The sequence below is a fragment of the Streptococcus parapneumoniae genome, from assembly GCF_037076355.1.
Classification (GTDB): domain Bacteria; phylum Bacillota; class Bacilli; order Lactobacillales; family Streptococcaceae; genus Streptococcus; species Streptococcus parapneumoniae.
In genome coordinates this window covers 1,761,239-1,773,606 of record NZ_AP026968.1, presented here as the reverse complement: position 1 = coordinate 1,773,606, position 12,368 = coordinate 1,761,239, and the positions used below count along the sequence as shown (strand labels likewise).

8 protein-coding genes are annotated in these 12,368 nt (G+C 36.6%); all 8 read left to right on the top strand.

The window, feature by feature from the left end; all coding sequences use genetic code 11:
• Positions 1-17: 17 nt before the first annotated feature.
• The 8 genes from SP4011_RS11460 to SP4011_RS08905 all read left to right on the top strand — a co-directional run bounded on the left by SP4011_RS11460 (position 18) and on the right by SP4011_RS08905 (position 12,361).
• Positions 18-1,682, top strand: coding sequence for an SEC10/PgrA surface exclusion domain-containing protein (locus SP4011_RS11460; RefSeq protein WP_419992022.1), 1,665 nt, complete (start codon positions 18-20; stop codon positions 1,680-1,682).
• A gap of 147 nt (positions 1,683-1,829) precedes the next feature.
• Positions 1,830-5,762, top strand: coding sequence for an SspB-related isopeptide-forming adhesin (locus SP4011_RS08935; RefSeq protein ID WP_338618891.1), 3,933 nt, complete (start codon positions 1,830-1,832; stop codon positions 5,760-5,762).
• Between the two features lie 11 nt (positions 5,763-5,773).
• Complete coding sequence (locus SP4011_RS08930) at positions 5,774-8,047, top strand: G5 domain-containing protein (protein WP_338618890.1); 2,274 nt, start codon at positions 5,774-5,776, stop codon at positions 8,045-8,047.
• An 87-nt stretch (positions 8,048-8,134) separates the two neighbouring features.
• Positions 8,135-8,557: a hypothetical protein gene (locus SP4011_RS08925; protein WP_338618889.1), complete on the top strand. Its 423-nt coding sequence runs from the start codon at positions 8,135-8,137 to the stop codon at positions 8,555-8,557.
• 81 nt (positions 8,558-8,638) lie between these two features.
• The gene (locus SP4011_RS08920) at positions 8,639-8,866 is read left to right on the top strand and encodes a hypothetical protein (protein WP_000402890.1); all 228 of its coding nucleotides are present in this window, start codon (positions 8,639-8,641) and stop codon (positions 8,864-8,866) included.
• Between the two features lie 9 nt (positions 8,867-8,875).
• Positions 8,876-9,625, top strand: coding sequence for a conjugal transfer protein TrbL (locus tag SP4011_RS08915; protein WP_261085392.1), 750 nt, complete (start codon positions 8,876-8,878; stop codon positions 9,623-9,625).
• Between the two features lie 56 nt (positions 9,626-9,681).
• On the top strand, positions 9,682-10,056 hold the full coding sequence (locus SP4011_RS08910) for a hypothetical protein (protein ID WP_338618887.1): 375 nt from the start codon (positions 9,682-9,684) through the stop codon (positions 10,054-10,056).
• Positions 9,998-12,361: a VirB4-like conjugal transfer ATPase, CD1110 family gene (locus SP4011_RS08905; protein WP_338618886.1), complete on the top strand. Its 2,364-nt coding sequence runs from the start codon at positions 9,998-10,000 to the stop codon at positions 12,359-12,361. The genes SP4011_RS08910 and SP4011_RS08905 overlap by 59 nt, the downstream gene beginning before the upstream one ends.
• The last annotated feature ends 7 nt before the right edge of the window (positions 12,362-12,368 follow it).

Genomic DNA, 12,368 nt, shown 5'->3' with positions numbered 1-12,368 from the left:
AAAAAGGAGATAAGATTATGAAATTGAGAACAACTATCTTGGCAACAACTGCCAGCGTAACTTTGCTTGGGTTAGGAAATAGTCAACCTGTGTATGCGAATAGTACAACGAGTAGTCAGGTAGAGAATTTAAAAAGTGAATTGATTAAAGCTAAGAGAGAATATGAACAAGCCAAAAGTATCTATGACAATGCTTTATCATCTGCACCTAGCAATACGATTACACTGAGCGATAAGTATATAAAGGCTTTGAAGACGGCTTTTTCTGATTTTAATATTAGCCAGACTGAACGTGATAAGGCACAGTATATTCTTGAGTCAGAGAGTGCTCAATTGAAAAATCAGCACAAGTTCCAAAAAGATTCAGTTGATCAAGGTGAGTATTTTGATGTCAACACTCTACCGCTAGTTGTTCGTCAGGAGTTGTCATTTTTTGCCCAAGATTTAATTAACCAAGTTCGTTCTCAGGTTGGGACTCCTAGTGTCAGTGTTTCTAGCTCGGCGATTGATTTTGCGGATAAGGTGGCGAAAGCATATGTTCAAGATAACTGGGGATGGGATAAAATGAATATCTCAGGAAGTTCAGGACATGATGCAACTGGAATCAATCGTGTGGCGAGAGAGTATGGATTACCTACATCTAATGCAGAATCAGAGCTAAAAGGTGGGCAAAATTATGAAAATTTAGCTTCTCGTCTACCTGGTTTTAAAACAGCTACTAAGTCTCAATTGAAAGAGGCTATTTATGATGGTATGGTTGAATTTATGGTCGGTGGGACAGAATGGGCACATGCTCAAGCAATTGCAGGATTGAACTGGGGGAATCCATCAAGTAAAGATTATTTTGGATTATCATTTTCTAGTCTTTCCTCAGTAAGCTCTGCTCATTTCATCACTATTTCTCAGGAAAATATTAATCGAGCAACGAAATCTAATTTCAGTACAGCTTCAGTAACGGATCCAAGATCTTCAAATCGTTATCAGGCTGTAAAAAAATTAGAAATTGATTACAAAAATAAAGAGAAAATTTATCAAGATTTAAAAAGTAAGCTGGAGAACCAGACAGGTAAAAGTACTGTAGAAGAAAATAATTCTAAGAAAGCAGAACCTATTAAACCGATTGAAAACACATCTGATTGGCGTGACCAATGGAAACAAGATGGAAGTTACTGGTATTATTTTGATCATGCAGGGAAAGCTCTTGTCAGTGGTTGGAAGGGAAACTATTATCTCAAATCAAATGGTGTGATGGCACGTAATGAATGGATTTATGATACAAACTATAAAGCTTGGTATTATCTCAAGTCAGATGGGAGTTATGCACTAAATAGCTGGCAAGGAAGCTACTACCTTAAGTCAGATGGAAAAATGGCACAAAGTGAGTGGCAATACGATTCCAGCTATAAAGCTTGGTACTATCTCAAGTCAGATGGAAGCTATGCACAAAATAGCTGGCAAGGAAGTTACTACCTTAAGTCAGATGGAAAAATGGCACAAAGTGAGTGGCTATATGATTCCAGTTATAAAGCTTGGTACTATCTCAAATCAGATGGAAGTTATCTGAGAGATCAATGGTTCAAGGACGGAAGTGCTTGGTATTATTTGAAAGCAGATGGTAAGATGGCACAAAATGAGACGATTGGTGGTTATCGTTTAGATTATTCTGGTAAGTGGATTTCTTAAAAAATTCATTACAATATTGTATAGAAAAGTCAGTGAAAGCTGGCTTTTTTCTTTTGGAAAGGAAAGAGATGATTTTATATTATAAGAGACCTCGGGCGCCAACATTTGAGGTTTTATATTGCTAGATATTTTAGATAAGGAGATAGAATGCACAAAGTAAGAGAAACAAAAACATATGGATCTATTCGGAAATCAAAAATTTATGGAACTTGTGGAGTGATACTAGGTTTAGCAGCTTTAAGTATGATAAGCCCAGTTATGGCAGATGAACGAACTGAAAATCCAGCTACAAATGCGCCTTATGCCCAGACGAGTCCAAGCAGTGTTTCTACTGAAAATCAAGGAAAGAGTGAAGAAAAAATAGGAAGGATAGAAATTTCTTTTTCTCATTCCAGTTTAGCTGAAACTGTTAAAAAGGCACAAGAAGCTGGATTGAAGGTGGAATTTGATTCTGTAGTAGATAAAGGAACCGCAAGTACAGCCTCTGAGTTGGACAAAAAGCAAAAGGAAGTCGAAAGCGATTATCGCACACAAGCAGATAGTATTGAGAAAGCTACTGAAAAATATATAGAAGATAAGAAACAGAATCAAGCGGAACGAAAGAAAATCCAAGATGAAAATGCTGCGAAGAAGGAACAATATCAAAAGGATTTAGTTTTTTATCAAGCTGAAGTTGAGCGTATCAATCAGGAAAATTCAAAAATCCGTGAAGAGAATGGGAAAAATCAGAAGGCTAATCAGGCAGAAATTGATCGTATCAATCAAGAAAATGCAGAAATCCGAAAACGAAATGAAGCCAAGAGAGTAGCTTATGAGAGCTCTTTGACAGACTATACAAAGAAGCTAGCAACTATTAAAGCTGAACGAGAGGCAATTCAAACAAGTAAGCCTTTATTTGGATCTGAAACAGGTTTCAAAGTTTATGGAGGTTATAATTCAGCTGGTCGCGGGAGCTTAGACTATTATAATGATTTTACAATAGTACCAGATGATAATCTACCAGTAGAGAGTTTGAGTGGTTTTTTAGGTTATCATGCAGATACCTATGTAACAGGAGGCACAGGAACTCGAGTTAGTAAGGATAGTACGGGAACTTACGATGTAATTAAATCTCCAACATTTGGAGATACATTTTATATTCATAACATTGGAACGTTGACAGATGGTAGAAAGATCATGGCAAAAGTCATGGTTTCGGATTTAGGAGACTATCAGGGAGAAGTTCGAAATGGTGTTCCTGTGACAGATTCAGATATCTACCTCAAGAGTGGAGATGGTGGTAGTCTTTATTTTGTTTATAATAATCATACACGTTTAGAGTTGATTTTTGATTTTTATATTGAAGGTACGACAACTCCTGTTTCCCTCTTAATTGGAACAGTTATTACCGATGTAGATTGGGGTCAAGGTTCAAATTTGAGTTATGGCTCGTCTGGTCGTGGAATGGTTCTTAATCCAAGTGGTTCAGGTTTGGATTTTGATGGTCGCGTTATGAAGGGAGTAGAAAATGGTGTTAATGATACCTCAGATATTCCTAAGGGTTCCTTTGCTTCAGTAGGGTATGGTTCTAGTTTAACGTATCTCCACACATCATCTCCTGCTTCGACAGAGGGAAGAACTCCTGCTGAATGGGATGCAGAGAATGCGAGTGGAAATGCTCAAAACGTTGTTTTTACAATTCTTGGGGAGGGGACAGAGTTGAAAAGTATTACACCTATCAAGCGTATCACTGAACCAATCTATGAGAAGGAAACTACTCCACCAAGTTCTCCAACTGGAAAAACTGAAGAGGTACTCCCACCTAAACCTGAGGAGCCAAAGGAAAAAGAACTCCCCTCTTTAGTGTCTCCTCCAACAGTAAGGGTCAGATATGCACGCTTACAGACAATACCTGGCCTAGAAAAGTTTGTAAAAAATCCTTCTGGTGAATCTATTGATAAAAGCTATGTGCCTAAGCTTTCAACGGTACAGTGGGAATTAACAACTAAGCCTCTTCCAGCTAATCGTGAAGCTACTACAGACTTTGAGATTGTGGATGCCTTGCCTTCAGGTTTTGTACTAGATGTAGAAGCTTCAAAGAAGGCTAGCTCAGATTTTGAATTAACTTATGACGAATCGAGCCATGTTGTTCGAATTAAAGGTTTAGAAAACTTGAAATCTAAACTAAATCAGGATTTGAGTAAAGAAGTGCTGGTTCCAGCTCCAATTTTAGTAGGAAAAGTTATAAATGATGGTGCGACCTATAAGAATAACTTCCAATTAAAAATTAATAATAAGTACGAAAGCTATTCAAATATTGTTCAGGTTTCAACACCTGGTAAACCGAATGATCCTGACAATCCGAATAATAACTTAATTCAACCTCTTAAACATAATTACAATAAGGATAAAGTTGTCATTGATGGTAAACCAGTTCTAGCAGGTTCGACAAATTATTACCATATTACCTTGGATTATGATCAGTATAAGGGAATAAAGGCAGATCCATCCGCTATTCTAAAAGGATTTGGAGCAATTGATGATTACCCAGAAGAGGCTGTTACGATTAATCAATCGGATATTCGTTATATTGATAATGAAGGAAAAGAAGTTTCTGGTATCTCGGTGTATCAGTATGATTCTATAGATGCCGTTGATAATGATAAGGTTAAAGCTTTTCTTGCTAGTTCTGAAATTAAGCCCAAAGGTGCTTTCCAAGTATTTTTAGTGGATGATCCAGAATCCTATTTTAACCAGTATATTAAATCAGGGAAATCGGTTACAATTATTAATCCAATGGTAACTAAGGAAGAACTGCGAAATACAGGGAAATCATTTGAAAATACAGCTTATCAAGTTGATTTTGGTAACGGTTATCAAACTGATACAGTTGTAAATAATGTTCCTACTGTGAAACCAACCAAGAAGAATTTGAATAAGGCAGGTGTGAACATCGATGGGAAACAGGTCTTGGCAGGTTCTGTCAACTACTATAAGGTAACGGCAGATTATAGTCAATACAAGGGAATTGAAGCGGATAAAGATCGTATTGGCAAAGGGTTCTATATCGTTGATGATTACCCAGAAGAAGCTGTTACCATCAATCAAGACGGTGTTCAAGTGACTGATTCTAAAGGTCAGCTTGTTAAAGGTTTGAGAGTAAGTCAATATGACAGTTTAGATCAAGCACCTGCTGGAGTTCAAGAAGCTCTTAAATCAAGCAACTTCAAACCAAAAGGAGCTATCCAAGTGTTTGAGGCAGAGAATCCAGAGGAGTTCTACAAGACTTATGTGCAAGCTGGAGAAGTTCTGACTATTACCAATCCAATGACTGTTAAGAAGGAATTGGGTCAAACAGGTGGTAAGTATGAGAATACAGCCTATCAAATTGATTTTGGTATGGCTTATGTTACTGAAACTGTAGTCAATAATGTTCCGAAGATTGAACCAAAGAAAGATGTGGTGATTGACCATCTAAGTAAAGAAAGTTTAGATGGAAAAGAGGTCAAGATGAATCAAACATTTAATTATAAATTAGTTGGTTCCCTGATACCAAAGGATCGTTCGGAGCAGTTGTTTGAGTATAAGTTTAGCGATGATTATGATGAAACACATGATGAGTATCAAGGTATTTATCAAGTGTTTGCGACTGTAGATTTTGAAACAAGTGATGGCCAAAAATTTAAAGCTGGTGATGAATTAACTAAATATACTAGTCAGGTAGTAGACAAGGATAAAGGTAAAGTAGATATTAGCTTTGATAATACTTTCTTGAAGTCAATTTTAGAAACTTCAGTATTTCAAGCAGAAGTATACCTACAAATGACACGTATTCAGTCAGGAACAGTAGAAAATACATATCGTCATACGGTTAATGGTGTGGAAGTTGTATCTAACATGGTTGTGACTCATACTCCAGAAGAAGTCAAACCAGAACAACCAAAGAAAGAAGAACCGAAACACGAGAAACCAAAAGAAGAAGTTTCAAAAGTGGAATTGCCTAATACTGGTATGAGTCGTTCTAACAATTTAGCTCTTCTTGGAATGACTATGGGAACAATCGCTTTAGCTTTATCTATGCGAAAAAAGAAGGAAGAATAGGTTAAAAAATTATGAGAAAATGGAAACAGCGTTGTAGTGTAATCCTAGGACTAACAGTTCTAGGATTTGCGAATTTAGTTGAAGTTGTTACACCGTTTGTAGAGACCACAAAGGTTTATGCACAAGAGAATAGTAACGTAAATGGTAATACTCTAACTTTTACGGCTAAGTCTAGAGAAGAAATCAATCGAACTACAGAGAAGAAGATAAAGCCGATGGATTTATTGGTTTTGTTAGATTTTTCACCTTCGAATGAATATAATTTTACTAAAATGCTTTCAGATTTGAAGTCATTGATTTCAACAATGTCTGACGAAGATCAAATTTGGTTGTTTAGTTATGGTGGAAACTATTCAGATTCTTATAAAGCTCAAGATACTGGAATTGCATCTGGAAAGCCGATGAATAAGAAAAATCTTATTAAATTATTAGAAAATAAGCAAATCAAAAGGTATGATTTTATAGATTTATTCAGAAAAGAAGGCTGGAATATATCAGAAGATAGTATCGGGAAAGATTTTTCAGAAATATATGATAATTATAGCGGAAAAAAGAATTCTTATGTTTCAACAATTCAGTTTACTGATGACTGGATGAGTACAGAAACAATAGATATTCATTATGCGACATGGGCAAAAAATCATGCTAAAACATTTTATACAGTTACCTATGATGCAAATGAGGGTAGCCACTCTGTTGAAGTTATGAAGGCGGCAGGTCATAATAATATTTTTATATCTAATGACTCTACGAATGAATCAGAAAGACAAAAAGCAATTAATGCTCAGTTTGCTAAAACAGCTGTTGAGGAAATCAAAGAAGAGAAAGTTTCTGTGAAACAAAAAGGAACAGTCTCTATTAGTCCTGAAGCAGACTTGACATTAACATCAGCAGAATTAGTTTCTCCTAATGGTCAAAAAACTCCTCTAACTATCACCAATAATACCGTTTCTTGGTCAGGTGATTTAGATAATGGTTCTTATACTGTTAATTATACCTTTACTGGTACACCGTCTGTAGAACGTAGTATTCGCAGTTCTGTAACAGTAGATGGTAAAAAAGTAGATGAAAAAATCAATATTCTCAGACCTGAAAAAATTGCTTTTGAAACCAAATATGAAGAGGATCCATCGCTGGCTGCTGGTCAAGAGAAAGAAAAGCAAGCTGGTAGTGAAGGTTCACAATTGGTTTCTTTAAAAGGTGGTAAAGTTATTTCAACTACTATTACAAAACCTAAAGTTGATCGCATTGTTCTTAGAGGAACTAAAGGATCAGACGTTGAGGTGAAAACAGAAGACATCTCTTTTAACACAACTTATACAGAGGATCCTGAGTTAGAAATTGGACAGACCAAAGTTGTAACTGAAGGTGCTGTAGGTCAAAAAGAAATAACAAAGACTTATGTTACTCAATCAGGCAAACGTGTAGGGGATCCAGCTGTCACAGAGAAAATCCTTAAAAAAGCCGTTGATAAAGTAATTGCAAAAGGTACAAAGGGGCAAGATGTAGATGTTGCAGAGTCTGATATAGCTTTTAAGACTGTTTATACAGAGGATCCTGAGTTAGAGTTTGGACAGGAAAAAATTGTAACTGAAGGTGTTGTAGGGGTTAAAAGAACTACTAAAACCTATGTAACTCAAAAAGGAGTTCGAACGAAAGATGAACCATCTATAAAAGAGGAAGTCCTCAAAGAAGCTGTTGATAAAGTAGTAGCTAGAGGCAGCAAATCAGCTGTTGCGACTAAGGAACTAGATTATAAAACAAAATATGTTGAAGACAAAGAGTCAGAAGCAGGTAAAAAGACAGTTGTTACAAAAGGTAGCAAAGGTCATGAAACAACCACGATTACCTATAGTTTTAATTCTGAAACAGGAGAAGTAACCGCAAATGAACCAAAGGTTGAAAAAACTGAATCTGTAGACGAAGTGATTTCAGTAGGGACTAAGCCCAAAGTTGAAATTAGGGAAACAGAATTTAAAACTGAAAAACGAGAAAATAAAGATTTAAAGAAAGGTGAAGAAAAAATTATTCAAGCTGGTGTTAAAGGTAGAGAAACAATTACGACAACTTATTATCTTGACCCAGATACAGGAGAGGTAAAAGAAAACAAACCGAGTCTTGAAAAAGTAGATCCTGTAAATGAAATTATCGAAGTAGGCACCCAAGCTGAAAAAGTATTACCTAATACGGGAACTAGTTTATCCAATTTCTTGACTTTGACAGGAATCATTGGAATAGCATTAGGAATCTCTGTAATAATCTATAGGAAATTAAATAAAAAGTAGTAAAATATAATGTAAAAACAATATAAAAATATTGTTAAGGTTGTCGATTTATGCTATAATAACGGTAAATCGTGGAGGAGTAGAGTTATGAAATTAGGGAGTGATTTTTCCTGGTTATGGGTAGCTATCATTAGGATTTTTACAGCTCCCTTTTATATCGTTCTTTGGTGTATTAATGTTGTGAAATCAGCGTTTGGAGTTGTCATACTTTGGATTGTATCTAAATGTTGTGTTGGATTAGTTCTGTTTTTGCCTTTTTGGCTTTTGATTGATATCTTACACTGGATTACTCCTTCGGTAGGAGATGCTTTTTTCCGATGGTACGGAATTCATGTTATGGGTTTTGTTCAACGTGCTTGGATTGATGGCGCAGTTCATGAATTTCCAATACCTGCAGGTGGAACTAATTTCCTCCCCTATCCACATATTGAGATTCCGATTATGATAGTACTTACTCTTCTATTAGCTACTGTTCGGACGATTTATCGTGAAGAATTTGATGAATTATAAAAATAATATTGTGTTTGGCACTGTAGAAATCTCTGCAGTGCCTTTTGTTATAAAAAATGAAATTAAAAGAGGTAAAACAAAATGGAAATTATTACAAAAATTATTACTGGTCTAGGTGTAGTTGGAACAATCACAGGTCTTATCTGGATCTGGAATGGTGCTGTTGATTATATTCAAGGAAGAAAGAATAAAGATAAGCAAAGACAAGATGATGGGTCTGATTCTATGATTAATGGTGCATTTTTAGCTGTTGCTTCTGCTGGGATTGCGGCTGCAGTCGTTGCATCACTGTCTCAGCTAAAATTTTAGGAGTAGCCTATGAATTTAGATATTAGAGAGCTGACAAGCTCTCTTTCTAGTTACAGCTCTGCGACAAACCAAGCTGTAAACATAATGGCTGATGCAGTCAGACCTATTGGGTATATCCTTTTAGGTCTTTTTTTCTGGTTTGAGATGGCATCATGGTCACAAATGGTCAAGTCCAGAGGAGGTTCGCTAACCCAAAAGATATGGTTAGAGGCCTTGATGAAGTATTTATTTGCTTTCATCATGATTTCTGCCTCATCTCAAATTTGCGATGCCATTCTGGAATTACTTAATATTATTGTAAAGGTAATTGCTCATGTAGTACCTTCACAACTTGATAAATATCAATATGCGCAAGGTGCTGTCAAAGGTTGGTTTGAAAAAATGATTTTTGGTCTCGTCGGTGGACTAACTGAATTCATAGCTAATATAATACTTGGAATCATCATATTTCTAAGGTATTTAGACTTGTATATGCTTAAGGCTTTAGCTCCATTATTGGTGGCGTTCTTTATGATGGATTCTTTACGATCTGTTACGATTAACTTCCTGAAATATTTTGCAGCGTCAGCCTTTATAGGAGTTATTCTAATTGTGGTATCTGTTGTATATAGTGGTTTAGTCACTACAGATATGTTAAAAGTTGCGGCAGGATCTAGTGGAAGTTGGGGAACAGCATTTGCTTCAATCGCTAAAGGTGTTATATACATCTTTACACTTGTTGGAACTAGTCGAAAAGCTAAGCAACTTTTAGGAGTGTAATCCATGTGTAGAAAAATTAGAATTAATCGATGTGAGTTTGTATGAGAGGAAACTAATTGAAAAAAATTGGATCAGAATTTTTAAGAGAATTTGAAAATGAGGACAAGCCCATTCTATTTGGATTAACAGGTAGAATGATTGTTCTATACGTGTGTTTGATAATAGCTGTCTCAGGGACAATTGCTATATACTTCTTTGGTTTGCCTGATTGGTACATTTATCTGTGGGATGCTCTATTTGTCGTTCCTGGTGCAATGTACGGTACAGGCATGACAAAAAGAATGCGGATTAAAGAAAAAATCAATTTCTTTTTCCGAATCCAACAAAGAACCTATGAGACAGAATTTGGAAAGGTAGGAATGTATACGAAAGATGAGTTTATTCAAAAGCAAAAGAGAAAAACTAGAAAACGCAGAAAAGAAAAGAATTGAGCGCTTGCGTCGTCAGATGAAACCTACGACGCAAAATACGATCAATTACACACTTCTACATGAAGATGGATTGATGCACGTTGCACGTGAGAAATATTCTCGTAGCTTTATGTTGGGAGATGCTTCTTACTCGACAGCTCAACAAGATGAAAAAGAGAGTATCATCGATACAACGATGGATGCTCTTAATTCACTGGATGAGGGTAGTAACTATCAACTCTTAGTGATTAACCGTCGAGTATCGGATAACTCCTTGCAGAATATCTTGTTTGAAGAAACAAATGATGGTTTTGACGACTATCGTGAAGAGCTAAATAAGATGATCAAGGAGCGATTTACGACACACGCTAACAACTTCGAGGTACATAAGTATGTGACCATTTCAACCAAAGCGGATGACCGAAAACAGGCTCAGTTGATCCTACAAGATATTGGAGTTTCCCTAGGAACTCAATTTCAGGAATCTGATATTATTTTCAGGGATATGAATGGTTTGGATCGTCTAAAAGTCTTTTCTGAGTTACTACGAGGTAACCCGTATGTCAATTTCGATTACAAAGAAATTGCTTTGACAGGTTTATCTACTAAATCATTTATTGCGCCAAACAGGATTGAATTTCAAGAAAAACGCATGATTATAGATGATAGTTGGGTCAAGGTACTTTATGCGCACCGCTATCCAAACTGGATGTCTGATCGACTTATTCGGGATTTAACAACACTAGGATTTGAACTAGCTATTACTATCCATGCAGAACCTTATGAGAATGTTGAAATCTTAGAGAAAATTGACGATGCTGAAACAGATGCTGAAATTGGGAAACTTCGTTCTAAACGTAAGGCCGCTAAATCTGGTATTTTTGATGATGCGGTTGTGGCTGGTCGTGACCAAGAAATTTCAGAGGCTACTAAGAAGTGGCGAGACGAGATTACTGAGTATGATCAGAAAATCTTTTCTGGTTTGATTGCAGTGTATTTTAAGGCAGAGAGCCAAGAAGAACTACAACGTAACAAACAGAAGATTAAGCGTGCTGGCCGTAAATTAGGGGTAGAGTTTGAGGATCTTTATTATTATCAAGAAGAGGCTTTGAATACGATTTTACCTATCGGTGAGTGCTTCTTGAATGTGAAGAAGAATTTTATGAGAAAGATGACGACAGCTAATATTGCTACGCAAGTCCCTTTTACCAACGTGGACTTGAAGTCTGACAGCTCGCTTGCTCGCTATTATGGTCAGAATCAATTATCAAACAATATTATTACACTAGATCGAAAACGTGATTTGAATACTGGTTCAGGTGTTGTGCTGGGTTCCTCTGGATCTGGTAAGTCTACTACGATCAAGGGTGGAGAGGTTATTCCGACTTTGCTGAAATACCCAGAAGACCGAGTTATCATCGTGGATCCCGAAGATGAATATTCTGATATTGGCCGTGCTTTCGGTGCTCAGATGGTGGATATTTCAATCGGTTCTAAAACACATATCAATCTTTTGGATCTACCAGATCTGGATCGTTTGGACGATGAGGATGACGATCCGATTGGAGATAAGGCAAACTTGTTGATGGGATTGTTTGAATCGATTCTGTCAGAGGTGACAGATGCACAGATTGGAATTATTGACCGAGTGACAGGTATGACTTATGAACGCTATTTGACGGAGAATTTTACCCCAACATTAAAAGAGTGGCACCAGGTCTTGAAAGAACAACCCGAACCCGAAGCACAAGACTTAGCTTTAGCAGTAGAGACCTATACAACTGGTTCTCAGGACATTTTTGCTCACAATACCAACGTGGATCTCAATCATCGCTTTGTTATCTTTAATCTGAAGAAGTTGTCGCACAAATTGAAGCCGTTCGCTTTGATGGTGATTCAGGATTATATCTGGAATCAAATTGTAGAGAATCAAGGGAAATGTACTACATGGGTTTACTTTGATGAGATGCAGATTTTATTTAAAAATAAGGCACAAGCTGATTTCTTTACTACCCTGTATTCACGGATTCGGAAATACGGTGCGATTCCAACAGGAATTACACAGAACGTAGAAACACTAGCTGCTGTTGAAGAAGGTCGGAAGTTGCTCTCAAATAGTGAGTTTATGATTTTACTCAAACAAAAACCCCAAGATTTGGCTATCCTAAAAGAGATTGTCAATCTGACCGATAAACAGATTCGCTACTTAGCCAAACCAAAAGCTAAAGGTACTGGCTTAATCGTAGCTGGGCCAGTTGTGGTGCCATTTGAAAATCCAATACCAAAGAATACTAAGTTGTATAACTTAGTCGCAACAGACGCTTAGGAGTCTC